18 protein-coding genes are annotated in these 20,296 nt (G+C 42.7%); all 18 read right to left on the reverse strand.

Going from position 1 to position 20,296, the window contains the following annotated elements; genetic code table 11:
• Positions 1–10 precede the first annotated feature (10 nt).
• Entirely contained in the window at positions 11–289 is a 279-nt protein-coding gene (locus ACH0BF_RS07895; RefSeq protein WP_120037315.1) for a DUF503 domain-containing protein, read from the reverse strand.
• A complete protein-coding gene (gene infB, locus ACH0BF_RS07900; RefSeq protein WP_340854648.1) occupies positions 286–2,463 on the reverse strand; it encodes a translation initiation factor IF-2 in 2,178 nt (725 codons plus the stop codon). Before infB ends, ACH0BF_RS07895 begins: the two co-directional genes overlap by 4 nt.
• A 4-nt stretch (positions 2,464–2,467) precedes the next feature.
• A complete protein-coding gene (locus ACH0BF_RS07905; protein ID WP_120037311.1) occupies positions 2,468–2,785 on the reverse strand; it encodes a YlxQ family RNA-binding protein in 318 nt (105 codons plus the stop codon).
• A gap of 3 nt (positions 2,786–2,788) precedes the next feature.
• Positions 2,789–3,064, reverse strand: coding sequence for an RNase P modulator RnpM (rnpM, locus tag ACH0BF_RS07910; RefSeq protein WP_120037309.1), 276 nt, complete (start codon positions 3,062–3,064; stop codon positions 2,789–2,791).
• Between the two features lie 12 nt (positions 3,065–3,076).
• Complete coding sequence (nusA, locus tag ACH0BF_RS07915; protein ID WP_120037307.1) at positions 3,077–4,195, reverse strand: transcription termination factor NusA; 1,119 nt, start codon at positions 4,193–4,195, stop codon at positions 3,077–3,079.
• Between the two features lie 94 nt (positions 4,196–4,289).
• Positions 4,290–4,760 (reverse strand): ribosome maturation factor RimP, encoded by a 471-nt coding sequence (rimP, locus tag ACH0BF_RS07920; protein ID WP_120037305.1) that lies wholly within the window; start codon positions 4,758–4,760, stop codon positions 4,290–4,292.
• Positions 4,761–4,921: 161 nt separating this feature from the next.
• The gene (locus ACH0BF_RS07925; protein ID WP_340854652.1) at positions 4,922–9,244 is read right to left on the reverse strand and encodes a PolC-type DNA polymerase III; all 4,323 of its coding nucleotides are present in this window, start codon (positions 9,242–9,244) and stop codon (positions 4,922–4,924) included.
• A 182-nt stretch (positions 9,245–9,426) separates the two neighbouring features.
• Positions 9,427–11,133: a proline--tRNA ligase gene (locus ACH0BF_RS07930; RefSeq protein ID WP_340854653.1), complete on the reverse strand. Its 1,707-nt coding sequence runs from the start codon at positions 11,131–11,133 to the stop codon at positions 9,427–9,429.
• A 20-nt stretch (positions 11,134–11,153) separates the two neighbouring features.
• Positions 11,154–12,413 (reverse strand): RIP metalloprotease RseP, encoded by a 1,260-nt coding sequence (rseP, locus tag ACH0BF_RS07935; RefSeq protein WP_340854655.1) that lies wholly within the window; start codon positions 12,411–12,413, stop codon positions 11,154–11,156.
• Between the two features lie 18 nt (positions 12,414–12,431).
• A complete protein-coding gene (gene dxr, locus ACH0BF_RS07940; protein WP_120037298.1) occupies positions 12,432–13,574 on the reverse strand; it encodes a 1-deoxy-D-xylulose-5-phosphate reductoisomerase in 1,143 nt (380 codons plus the stop codon).
• A 30-nt stretch (positions 13,575–13,604) separates the two neighbouring features.
• Positions 13,605–14,393 (reverse strand): phosphatidate cytidylyltransferase, encoded by a 789-nt coding sequence (locus ACH0BF_RS07945; RefSeq protein ID WP_340854657.1) that lies wholly within the window; start codon positions 14,391–14,393, stop codon positions 13,605–13,607.
• Between the two features lie 34 nt (positions 14,394–14,427).
• The gene (locus ACH0BF_RS07950) at positions 14,428–15,204 is read right to left on the reverse strand and encodes an undecaprenyl pyrophosphate synthase (protein WP_340854659.1); all 777 of its coding nucleotides are present in this window, start codon (positions 15,202–15,204) and stop codon (positions 14,428–14,430) included.
• Between the two features lie 157 nt (positions 15,205–15,361).
• On the reverse strand, positions 15,362–15,919 hold the full coding sequence (gene frr, locus ACH0BF_RS07955) for a ribosome recycling factor (protein ID WP_120037292.1): 558 nt from the start codon (positions 15,917–15,919) through the stop codon (positions 15,362–15,364).
• Positions 15,919–16,644 (reverse strand): UMP kinase, encoded by a 726-nt coding sequence (gene pyrH / locus ACH0BF_RS07960; protein ID WP_120037290.1) that lies wholly within the window; start codon positions 16,642–16,644, stop codon positions 15,919–15,921. Before pyrH ends, frr begins: the two co-directional genes overlap by 1 nt.
• 151 nt (positions 16,645–16,795) lie before the next feature.
• A complete protein-coding gene (gene tsf / locus ACH0BF_RS07965) occupies positions 16,796–17,677 on the reverse strand; it encodes a translation elongation factor Ts (protein ID WP_120037288.1) in 882 nt (293 codons plus the stop codon).
• A 111-nt stretch (positions 17,678–17,788) separates the two neighbouring features.
• A complete protein-coding gene (rpsB, locus tag ACH0BF_RS07970; protein ID WP_406909243.1) occupies positions 17,789–18,529 on the reverse strand; it encodes a 30S ribosomal protein S2 in 741 nt (246 codons plus the stop codon).
• Positions 18,530–18,676: 147 nt separating this feature from the next.
• Positions 18,677–19,234 (reverse strand): hypothetical protein, encoded by a 558-nt coding sequence (locus tag ACH0BF_RS07975; RefSeq protein ID WP_340854664.1) that lies wholly within the window; start codon positions 19,232–19,234, stop codon positions 18,677–18,679.
• Between the two features lie 28 nt (positions 19,235–19,262).
• The gene (locus ACH0BF_RS07980; RefSeq protein WP_120037282.1) at positions 19,263–20,039 is read right to left on the reverse strand and encodes a FliA/WhiG family RNA polymerase sigma factor; all 777 of its coding nucleotides are present in this window, start codon (positions 20,037–20,039) and stop codon (positions 19,263–19,265) included.
• Positions 20,040–20,296: the final 257 nt, after the last annotated feature.

Below are 20,296 nucleotides of genomic sequence, written 5' to 3' on the forward strand. Positions count from 1 at the left end.
TCTCACCTCACTATAGCCATTCATAGGAAACAGCGAGCCGTTCCCACTCAGGGAAAGAGTCAAGAAAATGCAAGGCATTCGCCAGCTCCCTTTCCGCCGCTTTCTTGGATGAAGCGACAGTGACAACAGCTAGTTTCGTACGCTGCCAAACATCTTGATGATCAATTTCTGCTACGGAAACATTTAATTTTTGCTTTAAGCGTGTAACTGTACGCTGTAGCACTGCCCGCTTTTCCTTTAAAGAGTGCGAGTCATAAATCAAATATTCTACCTCAGCATAACCGATCATTTGCGCTCAATTTCTTCCTCGATGAAGGCTTCGATAATGTCGCCCTCTTTCACATCATTAAAGTTTTTAATCGTAATACCGCACTCATACCCTTGGCTGACTTCTTTCGCATCATCTTTAAAGCGTTTGAGCGCATCGACTTCCCCTTCAAAAATAACAATGCCGTCACGGATTAAGCGAACACCGCTATCGCGAGTGATTTTTCCTTCTGTTACATAAGAGCCAGCAATTGTTCCAACTTTAGATACTTTAAATGTTTGGCGTACTTCCGCCTGGCCAATAATTTTCTCTTGGAACTCAGGGTCGAGCATACCTTTCATCGCCGCTTCAATCTCTTCGATCACTTTGTAAATAATACGGTGTAGACGAACATCCACTTCCTCTGTTTCCGCTGCCCGTTTCGCATTCACGTCTGGACGAACGTTAAAGCCAATGACAATAGCGTTGGATGCGGAAGCAAGGATAATATCAGATTCGGTGATCGCACCGACGCCTGTGTGAATGATTTTTACATTTACGCCTTCCACTTCTAATTTTTGAAGAGCTGCTGCTACCGCTTCAAGCGACCCTTGAACGTCAGCTTTTAAAACGATATTTAAGTCTTTCATTTCCCCTTGTTTCATATGTTCAAACAAATTATCAAGACTGACACGTGATTTCTCGCTGCGTTGTGCTTGCAACGCTTCCTGGGCACGAGCTTCACCAATTTGTCTCGCTGTTTTTTCATCTTCAAATACAACGAAACGGTCTCCAGCTAATGGAACGTCATTTAAACCGGTAATTTCAATTGGTGTAGAAGGACCAGCAGTTTTAATACGGCGTCCAAGGTCATTCACCATTGCCCGTACACGGCCGAATGTATTTCCGACAACAATCGGATCTCCGATGTTTAATGTGCCGTTTTGCACAAGCAGTGTAGCAACAGAGCCGCGGCCTTTATCCAACTCAGCCTCAATCACCGTGCCGATTGCCCGGCGGTTCGGATTAGCTTCGAGTTCCGCTACTTCTGCTACGAGCAGAATCATTTCAAGAAGCTGTTCAATACCTTCTCCTGTTTTCGCGGAAAGCGGAACAAAGATCGTATCGCCGCCCCAGGCTTCTGGAACAAGCCCTTGCTCCGTTAATTCCTGCATGACGCGATCAGGATTAGCTGTCGGCTTGTCGATTTTATTTACCGCTACGATAATTGGCACTTCAGCCGCTTTCGCATGATTAATCGCTTCGATTGTTTGCGGCATAACGCCGTCATCTGCTGCCACAACAAGGATCGTAATATCGGTAATTTTCGCTCCGCGGGCACGCATCGTTGTAAATGCAGCATGTCCTGGAGTATCGAGGAAAGTGATTTTCTTATCATTGGCCTCAATCTGGTAAGCACCGATATGCTGAGTAATTCCGCCAGCTTCTCCTTCGGTTACCTTTGTATGGCGAATTGAATCAAGCAGGGTTGTTTTCCCGTGGTCAACGTGCCCCATGATCGTCACAACCGCTGGCCGTTCTGTTTTCTCGCTTTCCTCATTTGCTTCTTCAAAGTAAACCTCTAAATCTGCTTTATCAATTAAAATTTCTTCTTCTACTTCTACGCCGTATTCGCTTGCTATGAGCTCAATTGCATCTTTGTCAAGCTCTTGATTAATCGTTGCCATCACGCCTAGCATAAACAGCTTTTTGATAATTTCAGATGGCTCTCGATGTAGTTTCTTGGCCAATTCTGAAACCGTCAATGAGCCTGCAAACGTAATTTTTTCAGGGAGTTCTTTTACCTTTGGCGGCTGTGGAGCAGCGACTGGTTTTACTTGTCGCTGTTTGTTTCCTTGCTGCTTGCCTCTCCCTTGATTTTTATTGTTCCCTTTTCCTTGATTAAATCCTTTTTGCTGAGAATTTTTCTGTCCGCCTGGCCCTTTGCTTCCTGGCTTTCCTTTGCTCGCAGATGCTCCTCGTCCTGCTCCCTGGGAACTGCCAGCTGGCTTAGTGGACGTACCTGGTTTAGATTGATTAGATTTAGTTTGTTTGTTTGTGTTTTCGAAAGATTTTTCCAATTTTTGTATAGCCTCCTCGTCAATAACAGTCATATGGTTAGAGACTTCTACATTCAACTCTTTGAGTTTTTCAATGACTACTTTACTTGACACGTTTTTTTCTTTTGCATATTCATGTACTCTTTGCTTACTCATATGTTCACCCCCGCATAGTATCATCGAGGAGAGTGGAAAGCTTTTTAGCAAACCCCACGTCTACAACAGCTACGACTACCCTCGCCTCTTTGCCAATGGCCTGGCCAAGGACTTGCCGATTATCAACCCACCTTAACGGCACTTGATAATAGGCTGCTTTGTCCTGTATTTTTTTTCTCGTATTGGGTGATGCGTCTGCTGAAAGCAGAACCAGCTTCGCTCGGCCTTTTTGAATTTCTTTTACTGTCAGCTCTTCGCCTGAGATAATTTTTCGTGCTCTATTGGCTAATCCCAGCAGTTTGGCCCACTGAGGTTCATTCATCAGCTATTTCGTCTCCTTTTCTACGTAAGAGAGGAGTTCTTCAAATACACTGTCTGGCACATCGGCATTCAGTTGTCTTGATAGAATGCCTTTATTTTTTGCCAGCTCTACCGCTTCTTTCGTTTTTGACACATACGCACCGCGACCGGATTTTTTCCCGGTTAAATCGACCGATACGTCTCCCTCTTTTGAACGAACTACACGTACCATTTCTTTTTTTGCTTTCATTTCACCTGTAGCTACACATTTTCTTAACGGAACCTTCTTTGGGCGATTCATTTTCTTCACCTCTTATTCGATTTCTTCGGAGGAAAAGTCATAGGCGCCTTCGTCTTCAACAGCAGATGCTGCATGATCACGCGGATAGATTCCAGCTTCCCGGGCGTCTGTCTCACTCTTAATATCAATCTTCCAACCTGTTAATTTTGCCGCTAGACGGGCATTTTGTCCCCGCTTGCCAATAGCGAGAGATAATTGGTAATCCGGGACAATTACCGTTGTCGCCTTTGCTTCTTCATCCACTTGTACATCAATTACCTTCGATGGGCTTAATGCATTGGCAACGAAAACAACTGGGTCCTCAGACCACTTGACGATATCAATCTTTTCACCTTTTAGTTCGTTAACAATCGCCTGCACACGGCTTCCTTTTGGTCCCACACAAGCACCGACCGGATCGACCTCAGGGTTTTCTGCATATACAGAAATTTTAGAACGGTCGCCCGCTTCACGAGAAACCGAACGAATCTCTACTGTGCCATCAAAAATTTCCGGTACTTCAATCTCAAATAACCGCTTTAGCAGCCCTGGATGAGTCCGTGAAACGAAAATTTGGGGTCCTTTCGTTGTCCGCTCTACTTTGGTGATATAGACTTTTATGCGGTCGTGTGGCTTATAGCTCTCGTTTGGCATTTGCTCAGAAAGAGGAAGAAGGGCCTCGATTTTGCCAAGACTGACATAGATAAAACGGGAGTCTTGACGCTGGACGATCCCCGTCATAATATCTTCTTCACGGTCAATAAATTCTGAATAGATAATGCCTCTTTCTGCTTCTCTCACACGCTGGGTAACGACCTGTTTAGCTGTTTGTGCAGCGATCCGTCCAAAATCCTTCGGTGTCACTTCAAGTTCCACAATGTCTCCCAGCTCATAAGAAGGATTGATTTCTCGCGCCTCCGCTTCGGAAATCTCAAGACGGGAATCAAATACTTCATCTACCACTTCTTTCCGGGCAAACACTCGCATTGTTCCTGTTTCAAGATTTAAATCAACACGGACATTTTGCGCCTGGTTAAAGTTTCGTTTATATGCTGAAACCAGCGCTGCTTCGATCGCTTCAATAATTAAATTGCGCTCGATCCCTTTTTCTTTCTCCAAATATAAAAGAGCATCATATAATTCAGTGCTCATCGGACGTTCCGCCCCCTTACATAATAATAAACTGTCAACTTTGCTTCATGAGATGAACCAAGCTAGGCCGAAAGCTCGGCTGTCTTCCTTTCATTTAAGAAAATGAAACAGCCAGCCGGGCTTTCGCAATCTTTTCCAATGGAATAGTCACTTGCTTCTTTCTCGTTTTGATTAAATACTCGATGACAAGCTCTTCTTGTTCAAACGATAACAAAGTGCCTTCAAATGTTTTTTCTCCATCAATCGGCTCGTAGGTTTTTACGTGCACACGCTTTCCGACCGCCCGCTCATAATCACGAGTTTTCTTAAGCGGACGCTCTGCTCCTGGAGAAGAAACTTCCAAAAAGTAGTTATAAGGAATGGGATCTGTCTCATCCAGCTTTTCACTCAGCCGCTCACTGACCATTCCACACTCCTCAATATCTACTCCTGTTTCTTTGTCAATGTAAACACGAAGGAACCAGCTTTTCCCTTCCTTTACATATTCGATATCGACTAATTCTAGGTCCAGCTCTTCAGTAATTGGTTTTACTAGCTGTTCGACTGTTTCAACTACTTTGCTCATATATACCCCCTGGTTGAATAAAATTCCTGACCAAGAATGAAACTCCTTTACAAAGACGAAAGAGTGGGGATGCCCCACTCTTTCAAAGAGAGTTATCAATTAGTATTTCCATTAAAATATACCATATCCCTTTATTTTATGCAACTCGTCGGCAATTTGCCTTAGAACAGCGAGAGCTGATTCTGATCAGGCAGAGAGACAAGACAGCCATGGTTATCTAAATACTCGATGATCGTTTTAGATACCTTCCCGCGCTGCTGCAAGTCTTCTTTAGACAGGAACTCTCCTTCTTCCCGGGCTTTTACGATATTGTAAGCAGCATTGGTGCCAAGCCCCGGAATCGAATTAAATGGCGGAATCAACGAGTCACCATCAATAACAAATTGGTCCGCACTTGAGCGGTATAAATCTACTTTTTGGAAGGTAAAGCCGCGCTCACACATTTCCAGCGCTAGCTCTAATACCGTTAATAAACTCTTTTCTTTAGGAGACGCTTCTAATCCTTTAGCGTTAATTTCCTCAATAAGTGATTTGATAGCAGCCGATCCCTTGACCATCGAATCAATATCAAAATCCTCTGCCCGCACCGTAAAGTATGCTGCATAATACAGAAGGGGCAAATGAACTTTAAAATAAGCAATCCGTACAGCCATTAATACATAAGCTGCAGCATGGGCCTTCGGGAACATATATTTAATCTTTTTACAGGAATCGATATACCATTCCGGCACTTTATTATTGCGCATTTCCTCTTCCATCTCATCAGTTAAGCCTTTACCTTTACGGACAGACTCCATAATTTTAAAAGCGAAAGCAGGATCAAGTCCCTGATAAATCAGATAAACCATAATATCATCCCGACAGCCAATTACATCACTTAGTTCACAAATGCCATTATGGATGAGCTCTTGGGCGTTTCCGAGCCATACATCTGTTCCGTGGGACAGCCCTGAGATTTGGACGAGTTCCGAAAATGTTGTTGGCTTCGTGTCCTCAAGCATTTGACGGACAAAGCGCGTTCCAAACTCCGGAATGCCAAGTGTACCGGTTTTACACATGATTTGCTCCTCTGTTACACCGAGCGATTCCGTGCCGCTGAATATTTTCATCACTTCGGGATCATCCGTCGGGATCGTTTTTGGATCGATGCCGGATAAATCTTGCAGCATCCGAATAACCGTTGGATCATCGTGTCCTAAAATATCGAGCTTTAACAAATTATCATGAATAGAATGGAAGTCAAAATGTGTCGTGCGCCATTCTGATTTATCACTGTCCGCCGGATATTGGATCGGCGAAAAGTCATAAATGTCCATATAATCTGGTACAACGATAATTCCGCCAGGATGCTGACCCGTTGTCCGTTTAACCCCAGTACAGCCCTTTGCCAGCCGGTCCACTTCTGCGTTCCGGAGCTGCAGATTATTATCTGAAGCATAACCTTTCACATAACCGAATGCTGTTTTATCTGCCACTGTACCAATCGTTCCCGCCCGGTATACATACTCTTCCCCGAATAGTACCTTCGTATAATTGTGGGCCCTCGGCTGATATTCTCCGGAGAAGTTCAAGTCGATATCCGGAACCTTGTCTCCTTTAAACCCAAGGAATGTTTCAAACGGAATATCATGCCCATCCTTTTTGTATCTGACCTGGCAGTCCGGACAATTTTTATCAGGCAAATCAAATCCAGAGCCAACAGAACCGTCATTAAAAAACTCCGATCTTTTACACTGCGGACAAACGTAATGTGGCGGCAATGGGTTCACTTCTGTAATTTCTGTCATGGTAGCCACAAACGAGGAGCCGACGGATCCACGGGAACCAACAAGATAGCCGTCATCGAGTGATTTTTTTACGAGCTTATGAGAAATAAGGTAAATAACAGCGAATCCGTGTCCGATGATGCTTTTTAACTCTTTTTCTAATCGTGCTTCAACGATTTCCGGCAGTTCTTCTCCATAAATCCGCCTTGCCATGTCATAGCTCATCTGGCGAATTTCTTCATCGGCCCCTTCAATTTTTGGCGTATAAAGATCATCCTTGATCGGCTTAATTTCAGCAATGTTCTCTGCTATTTCATTAGGGTTCTTAATCACAATTTTTTCTGCTGTCTCTTTTCCAAGGAAACTGAAGGCATCAAGCATTTCATTCGTCGTGCGGAAATGGACATCCGGCAACTCATGGCGGTTAAGCGGATTCGCCCCTCCTTGAGAACTAACCAGGATTTTACGGTGAATCTTGTCCGTTGGGTTTAGATAGTGAACATTCCCTGTAGCTACTACAGGAAGCTGCATTTTCTCCCCCAGCTCTACGATTTTTTTGATAATGTCTTCAAGCGCTTTATTATCGCGAACAAGCTCCAATTCAAGCAGGTGGCTATACACTTCTTTTGGATGAACCTCAAGATAGTCATAAAACTTAGCCGCTTTTTCTGCCTGCTCCATCCCCTTTTGCATCATGCTTTCAAATACTTCGCCTTTATCACAGCCCGAACCGACAATGAGTCCTTCCCGATGCTTTTGGAGGACAGATCTCGGAATTCTCGGTACCCGGTAAAAATAATCTATATGTGAAATCGAAACAAGTTTAAATAAATTCTTCAGACCAGCATCGTTTTGTGCCAAAATTGTACAGTGATAAGGGCGAGCTCGTTTATAAGCACCGCCATCCCCCATATGGGTGTTTAAATCATCATGATAAACAATCCCTTTTTCATTCGCATCCTTGAGCATTCTTAAAAACAAATAACCCGTCGCTTCGGCGTCATAGATCGCCCGGTGATGCTGGGTAAGCTCGACATCGAATTTTTTGGCGAGCGTATTCAACCGGTGGTTTTTTAAAGTCGGGTATAAAAATCTCGCCAATTCAAGCGTATCGATAACTGGATTCGACGACTTGCCAAGATTGTACCGAACGTAGCCGGCATCTAAGAAGCCCATGTCAAAGGAAGCGTTATGGGCAACGAAAATGGCATCTCCTGCCCAATCTTTGAATTTTTTTAGTACTTCTTCGACTTCAGGGGCGTTTTGAACAAGATCATCTGTGATGCCCGTTAAATTAATTGTAGTCGCAGAAAGAGGATGGTGCGGATTAGCAAATGATTCAAAACGGTCCACAATTTCACCGTCTTTTATTTTCACTGCGGCCAATTCAATAATCGTATCATAAACAGCTGAAAGCCCTGTCGTTTCTACGTCGAACACCACGTAGGTTTCATCCGCAAGCAAGCGATGAACGTCATTGTAAGCAATCGGAACGCCGTCATCTACCAAATTAGCTTCCAAGCCATACAGCACTTTTATGCCATGCTTTTTCCCGGCACTATAGGCGTCTGGAAACGATTGAACTACTGCATGATCGGTAACGGCGATAGCCTTGTGTCCCCATTTAGCTGCTTGGGCTACCAAATCGCCTATTGGTGAGACGGCGTCCATTTGACTCATTGGTGTATGCAGGTGAAGCTCCACACGCTTTTCCTCTTCGGGAGCTGTATCCTGGCGCATAACTGGAGCGATCTCATTGACATCATTGGCAATCATGACAAGATCACGGACAAACGTATCATTTTGCACAGTCCCTCTTGCCTTTACCCACATGCCTTTTTTCAAACGGCCGAAAAGAGCTGCGTCCTCTTTGTCACGAGAAAACATTTTTACTAATATAGAGTCCGTATAATCAGTAATTTTAAATGTTAGCAGCGTACGGCCACTTCGAAGTTCTTTCGTTTCCGCATCAAAAACATATCCTTCAATCGCTATTCGGCGCTCTTCATCTTGAATTTCCTCCAGCTTTTTAAACTCGGCATCTTCTTTGATGGTTAAGCCAATCATAAGAGGACCACTAGCCACCTCTTGATCGTCTCCTGCATTTTCTTCCCGTTTCTGCATTTCAGCTACTGCCTGCATAGCTCTCTCCGCATCTTCCTTTTGTTTGGCTTCCAAAAACTGTTGGAATTCATCATTTGTTTCTGCCTCTGCAACTGCTATATCAAATGCTACCGGTGGAAAGCCATAGTTTTGATAAGTACGGCAAATCCATTCGCCATATTTATTTTTTAATGTCATGCCTTCTGTATCATTGCCAACACTAACGATTAATTTATTTCCTTTCACAGTAGGTGTACGTCTATTTAACAGCGCAAGCATCGGAGGAGAGATTCCCTCTAGCTGACTTACGCAAAAGGACCAATATTCACTGATCAACTCTTCTGTCACAGCTGTATTTTTTGCTTTTATTGAAAAAGTAACCTGCGCAATCTCTTTAAATGCATAATGTAGCGCATTTGTAAAAGTTTCAAGAAGCTGACAAGGAATAATAGTTTCGGTGACAAAAGAAAAATGCCAACGTTTGGTCTGTCTTTCTACTGTTAACTTTGCAATTTCAGCTCCCTCAAAATGGCGGACGACTGCATCTTCTGTCAATTTCAATTGCTGTAAGAGCAGCTGGAACCGCTGTCGTCTTCCCTGGGATTCTTCACTCATTTGCATGCCTCCCAATTGATTGTTCTCTTCTATTTTAACAGAAATTCAGAAAGAAAAAGCCACCTGATTCAGGTGACTTTAAATATTTATGCTGCACAAACTTAGATAGCAACAAAATTACCGCTCTAAAATTATTAACTTAGCTAAGTCTCTGCAGGAGAATCAGCCGATAACATTGACAATTAGATGGCTTGAAAAATCTCATGCAGCTTAGAGACAAGCTCATTTCGCTGAATTTCTATCATTTCACCGGTTTTGCGAACCTTCACTTCAACAATTCCCTCTGCTGCCTTTTTGCCTACTGTTACTCGGATAGGCAAACCGATTAAATCACTATCGGCAAACTTCACGCCCGGACGCTCTGCTCGGTCATCCATCAATACATCATAACGGTTCTCTCGAAGCAGACTGTAAAGCTCTTCAGCAAGTGTACGCTGACCTTCATCCTTCATATTGATTGGCACTAAGTGAATATCGAAAGGAGAGAGGGCCTTCGGCCAAATAAATCCTTGTTCATCATTAAATTGTTCAGCTACGGCAGCCAACGTCCGTGAAACCCCAATTCCGTAACAGCCCATGATCATTGGTTGCGTCCGGCCGTTTTCATCCAAATACGTGGCATTCATCGCTTCACTGTAGCGTGTGCCCAATTTGAATATATGGCCTACTTCGATTCCTTTAGCAAACTTAATGGTTCCTTTTCCATCCGGAGAAAGATCTCCTTCTTGAATAAAGCGCAAGTCCGCATACTGATCTACACGATAATCTTTTTCCGCATTTACATTTATAAAATGATAGCCTTCTATATTCGCTCCACACACACCATTCGTAATAGCTTTCACCGCATGGTCCGCAATTACTTTCACACCTTCTTTGGCGTTTACCGGTCCAAGAGAACCAATCGTGCAGCCAAGCACTTCGTTCACTTCTTCATGCTCGGCAAGCTCAACGACACCTGCCTGGAATAAGTTTTTCAATTTAATTTCATTCACTTCATGATCGCCCCGAACGAGAACGATGACATATTCTCCATCCACTTTAAAGAGAAGCGTTTTTAAACATTGCTCCGCAGAAACATTCAAGAGCTCTGCTACACTGCTGATTGTTTTAGCATCCGGAGTTTCCACTTTTTCCATTTGGCGCTCCGCTTCCCCGCTCTTTTCATAGGCAGTAACAACCGGAGCCATTTCAATGTTAGCTGCATAATCAGAAGAATCAGAGTAGGCAATGGTATCTTCACCGATCTCAGAAAGAACCATAAATTCATGTGTGTCCTTGCCACCCATCGCTCCTGAGTCAGCAATAACAGCTCGAAAATCTAATCCGCAGCGACGGAATACATTTGAATAAGCCGTGTACATCCGGTCATATACTTCCGCTAAGCTTTCATGAGAGGTATGAAAAGAATAAGCATCTTTCATAACAAACTCCCGCCCGCGGAGCAGGCCAAACCGCGGCCGCTTTTCATCCCGGAATTTCGTTTGGATTTGATACAAGGTTAACGGCAAACGCTTGTACGATTTTATTTCATCACGAACCAGGCTTGTAATCACTTCTTCGTGAGTTGCTCCAAGGGCAAACTCGCGTTCATGTCGATCTTTCAAGCGCATAAGCTCTGGGCCGTACGTGTACCAGCGTCCAGATTCCTGCCACAGCTCAGCCTGCTGTAAAGCTGGCATCAAAAGTTCTGCAGCTCCAGCGTTGTCCATTTCCTCACGAACAATTTCCTCTACCTTGCGAAGCACTTTTTTACCAAGCGGCAAATAACTGTATACTCCGCTGGCGTTTTGACGGATAAATCCCGCTTTTAACAGCAACTGATGGCTTTTTACGTCCGCATCAGCCGGTACCTCTCTTAATGTGGGTATTAACGTTTGGCTTTGTTTCATCACATACACCTCAGACTATTTTATTGTAAAAAGAATCGTTGAATATCATTCCATGTTACCACGATCATTAAAAGCATTAACAAGGCGAAACCAACAAAATGAACCATTCCTTCTTTTTGGCGATCAATCGGCTTGCCTCTGAGCGCTTCAACGAGGAAAAACAATAGGCGCCCGCCGTCCAATGCTGGAAGCGGCAGTAAATTCATAATGCCTAGGTTAATGCTTAACACGCCGGCCCACTTCATCAAGTTCATAATGCCTGACTTAGCTACTGTGTCAGTGGATACATAGATGCCAACAGGACCCGAAAGCATATCGATCGAAAATTGCCCAGTGACGAGCTTGCCGACCAACCGAATAATTTCTACTGTCCAAAAATACGTTTCTTTCGCGCCATAGGCGATGGAACCGAAGAACGATTTTTCTACTGGACTGTGTACACCGATTACTCCAATCTTTTGATCTTCCACCTCACGGACCTTCGGTGTTACTGGAATATCTAGTGTTTTATTGTCTCTTTCTACTGTAAAGTCAATCTCAGACTGGGGGTTTTTCTGAATGACAGTAACGATATCATTCCAGCTTGCTACCCCTTGTCCATTAATGCTAATAACTTTGTCGCCTTCCATTAAGCCCGCTTCTTTTGCTGCTCCATCGGAGGTCAGCTTGCCAAGCTCGGGCTCGTTTGTAGGCATTCCCTGCATCATAGCAATGAGAATAAAAACAAAAAAAGCTAAAATAAAGTTAAAGAGCGGACCTGCAAAAATAGCCATCGATCGCTGTCCTAGCGTTTTCGAGGCGAACTGTCGGTCCCATGGCGCGATCTGGCTCTCCACCCCATCCTCTAAAATAACGGCCTCCCGATGGATCGGAAACGTTTTAATTTCTTCTTCTCCGTCCTCATAGCCTCTAATAATAAGCTGATGTTCAAGATCGGCGGTCTCTACCTCAATTACTCGAGCTTCTGGATAACGGTCTTTACCAGAAACGATAACTTTGACAATTTCTTCATGCTCATTAAATAGAACACCGATGCGATGACCGGCTTTTAAATCTACCATTTCTGGGTCTTCCCCAGCCATGCGGACATATCCCCCTAGAGGAAGAAGCCGAAGAGTATATATGGTTTCTCCTTTTTTATGAAAAAACACTTTTGGTCCGAAACCGATGGCAAACTCTCGACAGAGAATCCCCGCCCGCTTGGCAAAAATAAAGTGACCTAGCTCGTGAAAAAAAACGAGGGCGCCAAATATAACGATAAACGCTATAACAGTATTCAATATAGATAACCACCTTTTTTATAAAAGTGAGTGGACGAAATTCCGTGTTTCTTTGTCGGTTTGCTGTATCGTTTCCAGATCGGGCTGCATAATGGACTGATGTTTTTCAAGAGCCCGCTCTACCATTTCATCAATTTGCAAAAATGTTATTTTCCCGTCAAGAAAAGCAGCAACAGCCGCCTCGTTAGCAGCATTCAACACAGTGGGAACTGTGCCGCCCGCTTTTCCCGCCTGATAAGCAAGCGCAAGCATCCGAAAACGCTTTTGATCCATCGGCTGAAAATGAAGCTTGCCCGCTTCCAGCAAATTGAGACGCCGAGCAGAAGGCAAAGGGAGCCGGTCTGGATAAGAAAGCGCATATTGGATTGGCACGCGCATATCAGGGGTACCTAATTGAGCGATTACCGAACTATCTTGAAATTCGACCATCGAATGAATAATACTTTCTCGATGTAAAATAACATCTATTTGCTCATATGGCAAATGAAAAAGCCAGTGTGCTTCAATAACTTCCAAGCCTTTATTCATCATTGTAGCCGAATCAATCGTGATCTTTGCGCCCATTGACCAATTTGGATGATTTAACGCTTCCTGTACAGTTACATTTTTTAATTCTTCTCGTGTCCGGTCACGGAAGCTACCTCCCGAAGCGGTCAGTATGAGGCGTGCAATGTTTTTCTCTTTTTCCCCTTGCAGACATTGAAAAATCGCAGAATGCTCACTGTCTACCGGCAAAAGAGCCACATTATGCTTTTCAGCGGCTGCCATAACTAAATGCCCGGCCGTTACAAGTGTTTCTTTATTTGCGATAGCAATTGTCTTACCTGCTTCAATCGCCTGCAGTGTCGGGCGTAAGCCGACACTCCCAAGCACAGCATTCACAAGAATGTCCGCCTTTTGATAAACAGCCGTTTCAACAAGTCCTTCTTGTCCGTACACCACTTTTAAAAAAGGAAATTCTGACTTTAGTTTCTCCGCGTCCTCCCGAAGCTCGACAGATACTAATTCAGGTTGAAACCCACTAATAATGTTCCGTGTTTCTTCAATATTTCGACCGGCTGAAAAAGCAACCAGCGCAAAATCATCACGATGCTCCCGGATCACATCCAGTGTCTGGCGGCCGATCGAGCCAGTTGCACCTAAAAGACTTAATTTCTTCACATCTTTCATCTCCTCAAACAAACTCTGCTGTCACACTAGATGCAGTAAATGAACAAGCGGAAAAACAAATAACCAGCTGTCTGTACGGTCCAAAATACCGCCATGGCCCGGCAATAAAGTCCCTGAATCCTTTACTTCGTAATGGCGCTTAAGAGCTGATTCTGCCAAGTCGCCAAGCTGTCCAAATACAGACAGCACAGCTGTAGCAATTAACAGTTTAAACAACGGTATATCCATATCCGCTAGCAGGGCAATAATCAAAGCGACGATTACTGCTGCAAAAATACCACCAACTGAACCTTCTACTGTTTTGTTCGGACTAATTTCCGGCCATAGTTTGCGCTTTCCGAGCGACCGGCCTACAAAATAAGCACCCGAGTCTGTCGCCCACGTAATTAGAAGGGCAAAAAAGACGAATATAGCGCCCGCTTCTCTCGTTTCTATGAAATAATAAAAACCAAAGCCGACATAAAGCGCAGCCAGAACGCAAAACCCTGCATCTTCAAAATGAAACTTATTTTTTGAAACAACCGTGTATGCTAGCATCAATAACACGAACAAGGCAGATAGCTGCAGCTTATCGTAGCCCACTTGTTCGATAGCAACAGTCAGGCGTTCCGGCATTAACACAATGCAGAGAAGTATGATAGAAAGCAGCCCGGGCATCGAAGCAGGAGCAATTTTTTTCATTTTTAATGCTTCCGTTAGGCCAATGATAGCCATTAAATAAGCCAATATAATAAAAGGCCAGCCGCCGTACAGCACGACCGGCAAAAAAGCGGCCGCCGCAATAACAGCGGTCAAAATACGTTGTTTCATGTCTCAAACTCCTAACTCTTGTCCTGATGAATAATTACGACAAACCACCGAACCGACGGGAACGGCGCTGAAAAGCTTCCACTGCTTCGAGCAAATCTGTTTCTTTAAAATCAGGCCAATTAGTATCGGTAAACCAAAACTCAGTATAGGCCAGCTGCCAAAGCATAAAATTGCTCAAACGAATTTCTCCGCTCGTCCGGATAAGCAAGTCCGGATCTTTTAAATGCTCTGTCATAAGATAGCTCGAAAAAAGCTCTTCATTTAAATTTTCCTCTAATAGTATACCATTTTTTGCATCATGAATAATATTTTTTACAGCCGTTAAAATCTCCGCACGACTTCCGTAATTTAAAGCAAAGTTTAATATTAATCCATCATTGCCACTCGTTTGTTCCATCGCTTTTTCTACCGCACTGAGCGTGTGTTTCGGTATTTGATTTCTCTCTCCCATCATTTGTACCTGGACATTTTCTTCAATCAATTCCGGTAAAAACGTGCCAAGAAACTCTTCAGGCAATTTCATTAAAAAATCCACTTCATGTTTCGGCCGCTTCCAGTTTTCTGTTGAGAAGGCATAGAGTGTTAATACTTTGACACCCAACTTATTAGCAAGTTTAGTTATCTTTTTTACCGTCTTCATTCCTTCATGGTGACCAGCAATTCGGGGAAGGGCTCTTCTTTTTGCCCATCTGCCATTGCCGTCCATAATGATTGCAATATGCTCCGGCACTAACTCCTCTTTAATTCTTTCTATTCGATCTTCGATATTATGGTCATCTGCTGTTTTCCATAATTTTCTCTTATTGATCATAAAATATCCTCCACGATGTAGCATCACCAAATTATAAACAAATCATTATCTATTATAATACCAAAATTGTTTGTTGATTACTTTGTAGAAATGGATGTATTTTTTTATTCAATAAAAAAAAGAAGAAAACCCTCTTACAGCGAAGAGGGTTTTTACATTAGACTTCCATAATTTCTTTTTCTTTATCCTTGGAAATACCGTCGATTTTGCTAATGAAATCATCCGTTTGCTTTTGCACATCATCCGTTAAGCCACGCAGCTCATCCTCAGTAATGTCGCCAGCTTTCTCCAATTTTTTCAGCTCTTCATTCGCATCACGGCGAATATTGCGAATAGCTACCTTTGCGTCTTCCGCTTCTTTTTTCACTACTTTAGCCAATTCCTTGCGGCGCTCTTCTGTTAAAGCAGGGAATGCAAGACGGATAACCGATCCATCGTTAGATGGCGTTAGCCCAAGATCCGATTTTAAAATAGCTTTCTCAATGTCACCCATCGCTGTTTTATCATAAGGCTGAATAACGAGAAGACGTGCTTCCGGCACAGATACAGAAGCAAGCTGGTTAATCGGTGTTGGTGCCCCATAGTAATCGACCGTTATCCGGTCTAACAATGAAGCATTCGCACGTCCAGCACGAATGGAGGCGAGCTCTCTCGTATACGCTTGAATTGCTTTAGACATTCTTTCTTTCATCTGTTCAATTGTTTGATTTGCCATTATTCCTTCCCCCTCACAATTGTTCCGATATTTTCACCCATAACTACCCGTTTAATATTGCCGTTTTCTGTAATAGAGAAAACAATAAGCGGTATGTCATTGTCCATACATAATGATGAGGCCGTTGAATCCATAACAGCAAGCCCTTCTTTAATGACATCAAGGTAAGACAATTGATCATACTTAACGGCATTTTTATCAACGCGTGGGTCTGCTGAATACACGCCATCTACATTATTTTTAGCCATCAAAATAACTTCTGCTTCAATCTCAGCGGCCCGAAGCGCAGCTGTTGTATCTGTAGAAAAGTAAGGGTTACCTGTGCCTGCAGCAAAAATAACCACTCGCTTCTTTTCGAGATGGCGGATTGCCCGACGGCGGATATAAGGTTCTGCTACCTGCCGCATCTCTATAGAAGTCTGAACACGTGTTTCAATCCCAAGCTGCTCTAGGCTATCCTGTAGAGCCATTGAGTTCATCACAGTAGCAAGCATGCCCATATAATCAGCTGTTGCGCGGTCCATACCCATTTCACTGCCGATCTTTCCTCTCCAGATGTTGCCGCCGCCTACTACGACTGCCACCTCTATATCGAGTTCAGCAATTTCTTTGACTTGCTCAGCAATTGATTTAATAACAGCTGGATTAATGCCAAATCCGGCCTCTCCTGCCAGCGCTTCCCCGCTTAACTTTAATACTACCCGTTTATATTTTGGAACGCTCATGTAAACCTCCGTATGTATGGTTATTGGTTTGCCTCGGCCTTAACCTTATGGAAAATTGCCAAACTCTAGATGAAATCCCTCACCAATAACCGGCAAGGGATTCCCATCTAACAATAACAATTTCTTTCTATCTTCACTCAATAGAAAAGAATTATTTTTTCACTTGATTCATTACTTCTTCAGCGAAATTGTCTTGACGCTTCTCAAGGCCTTCGCCCACTTCATAGCGCACAAGTGCAGTCACTTCTGCTCCTTTAGATTGAACGAACTTGCCCACTTTTTCATCAGGGTTTTTAACAAATGGCTGGTCAACTAAGCAAATTTCCTCAAAGAATTTGCCAAGACGGCCTTCAACCATTTTTGCTACGATATTCTCTGGCTTGCCTTCGTTCAATGCTTGTTGAGTTAATACCTCACGCTCACGAGCCACTTCTTCTTCAGAAACTGCATCACGGGAGATGTATTTAGGATTTAAAGCAGCTGCGTGCATGGCTACATCTTTTGCTGCACTTGAATCAGTTGTTCCTTCAAGAACAGTTAAAACACCAATGCGCCCGCCCATATGCAAGTATTCACCGAAGGCAGCATTGTCGCTTTTTGTTTTAATTTCAAAGCGTCGAAGAGTTAATTTTTCACCAATTTTCGCAATCGCTTCATTGATGAAATCACTAACTGTTTGGCCGTTATCCATTTTTTGCTCAAGTGCTTCTTCTACGTTTGCAGGCTTTTTAGCAAGCAAATGATCAGCTAATTCTTTTACAAGCACTTGGAAACCTTCGTTCTTTGCAACGAAGTCTGTTTCTGAGTTTACTTCTAAAATAACAGCAGTGTTGCCTTCGCTCTTGATAAAAGTCGTACCTTCCGCTGCAATGCGGTCAGATTTTTTGGCAGCTTTAGCCATGCCTTTTTCGCGAAGGAAATCAATTGCTTTTTCCATATCACCATCAGTTTCTGTTAGCGCTTTTTTACAATCCATCATACCAGCGCCAGTTTTTTCACGTAGTTCTTTAACCATTTGAGCAGTAATTGCCATAATTTATTTCCTCCTTTGAGTCATATGCTTCTTTACGATGCACAGTTTTACTTTTTTCTTTTTAAAAAAAGGTGATAAGAGAAGGTCTACTTATCACCTTTTTATCAGCTTTTACTCAGCTGCTGCTGTTTCTTCAACTTCTGTTGTTTCTTCAACTTTTGCTGTTTCTTCACCTTGTTTTGCTTCAAGGATAGCATCAGCCATTTTGCCTGTTAAAAGTTTAACAGCGCGGATCGCATCATCATTTGCTGGAATAACATAATCGATTTCATCCGGATCACAGTTCGTATCAACGATACCAACGATTGGAATATTCAATTTACGAGCTTCCGCCACAGCAATACGCTCTTTACGAGGATCGATGATGAAAAGGGCATCAGGAAGGTCTTTCATATCTCTAATTCCACCAAGGAATTTCACTAAACGTTCATGCTCTTTTTTCAATTGTACAACTTCTTTTTTAGGAAGTACGTCAAATGTGCCGTCCTCTTCCATTTTCTCGATGTTTTTTAAGCGTTGTACACGTTTTTGGATAGTTGAGAAGTTTGTTAATGTACCACCTAACCAGCGTTGGTTTACATAGTACATTCCTGAACGTTCTGCTTCTTCTTTTACAGATTCTTGAGCTTGTTTTTTCGTTCCAACGAAAAGAACTTTTCCGCCGTTTTCAGCTAATTCTCTAACGAATTTATAAGCTTCTTCAACTTTTCTTACTGTTTTTTGAAGGTCGATAATATAGATTCCATTACGCTCCTGGAAAATATATTTTTTCATTTTTGGGTTCCAACGGCGTGTTTGGTGACCGAAGTGAACACCAGCTTCAAGCAATTGCTTCATTGAAATAACTGACATGTTTTAGTTCCTCCTAATGGTTTTAATTTTTCCTCCGCTCTCATCATTTTCGATCAGAAACTGTCCTAAAAGACAGCACCATCTGAGCAAATCAGGGAGCGTGTGTAATAACACCGTTAGTAACTATACCATAGCCAGGCAATGCAATCAACTATTTTTACCGGTCTTAGCAAATTTCAATGCTAATTCTACTTCCGTCTTTCCTTTATTTAATTTTTTAGCGATCTCTCCTATGCTAAGTCCCTGCTCATTCAATGAGAAAATATCCTCTGATGCCTTCTGCTCGTCCGGCAACGCGATATTTTCTTTTATTTGTTCTTTTCCATCTTCATTTGGTGTTTTATTTGTTACATTATATACCTGAGCAGCCCGCACCCGTTGCATAGAAGGAGCAGAGATAGTTAGCGAATCCGCCTGTATGTTGTCCGCAGAAGTCTGTTCGCTGGCAGCTTTTGGCGGAGAAGGTGTTCTTATTGAAAAAGTATCTTCCGCTGTAGGATGAGATGAAAACTCTTTAATAAACCTCTCATTCTCTTCTTTCATTTCCAGCAAGTAAGCAGCCATCATTTCTTCCATATCCGCCACTAGCTTCTCCTGTTGTCTCTTTACTTCATACAGACGATTTTGTCTTGTAAACAATAAAATAATTGCCAATAGAGCAACAGCATTAAGTATAAATGAAATAAAAATAAATAGAGTAGCCATTAGATCTCCTTAAAGATGAAACTTTTTCTTAATGTACCGATCCGTTGATTTTTACAAGCTGATTTTTCAGCTTAAACAATGCTTTTGAATGAATTTGGGAGATTCTTGAAGTCGAAAGATTCATTACCTCACCGATCTCAGTTAAAGTCAGCTCTTCATGATAGAATAAGCTGAGCACGAGCTGTTCTTTCTCAGACAGCTTAGAAACTTCCTCCGTCAACTCCTGAATCAGCTCACCCTTCACAAGAACATCTTCCGGCAGATCTGCCTTCTCGTCTTTTAATACAAATCTCTTTCCTTCCGAATCTTCATTATCATGTACTTGTTCGTCCATCGATAGGACATTGGAAAATAAATGCTCCGTCATCGTCTGATGAACTTCTTCTTCCGAAATGTCAAGTTGTTCTGCAACTTCCGCTGCGGTGATTTTTCGAAGGTATTTTTGTTCCAATTCCTCAATCTTTGCTTCAATCTTTTTTGCCCTTTCTCTCGTTCCTCTCGGGAGCCAGTCTTCCTTTCGAAGCCCATCCAAAATCGCTCCACGAATGCGAAAAGAAGCATACGTATCAAACTTTAAATCGCGGGTTGGATCAAATTTTTTCAACGCATCGTACAAACCCATCAATCCAAGACTTTTAATATCTTCTTTATTGACGCTTTTCGGCAAGCTTGCTGATATCCGTTGAGAATGAAAGGATACAAGTGGCATGTACTTTTCTACAAGCAGATTGCCTGCCTCTGGATCCTCTGACTCTTTCCAGGCAGCCCACAACTTTTGTTCATCATATCTGTTCTGTTTGGCCATATTTGACGTTTCTCCTCCTCGGATTGACCTCTCAGAGAAGTTTTTCTGAAAAAAACGGTCAGGCTAATTTATTCTTTATCTTCCACATTTTATTAGAAAATACCGCCAAAACGCAAATAAATTTTCAAAATACGACAAAGGGAAAATATGTATATTATTCCATCACTCTAACAATAACCCATTTACTTTCTCTATAATCTTCTATTTACACTTCTCTACTCTGTTCTCTTTAAGCGTTTTATCTTTTAAAAATTGTT

This window comes from Pseudobacillus sp. 179-B 2D1 NHS, from assembly GCF_045370945.1.
Taxonomy (GTDB): Bacteria; Bacillota; Bacilli; order Bacillales; family Domibacillaceae; genus Pseudobacillus.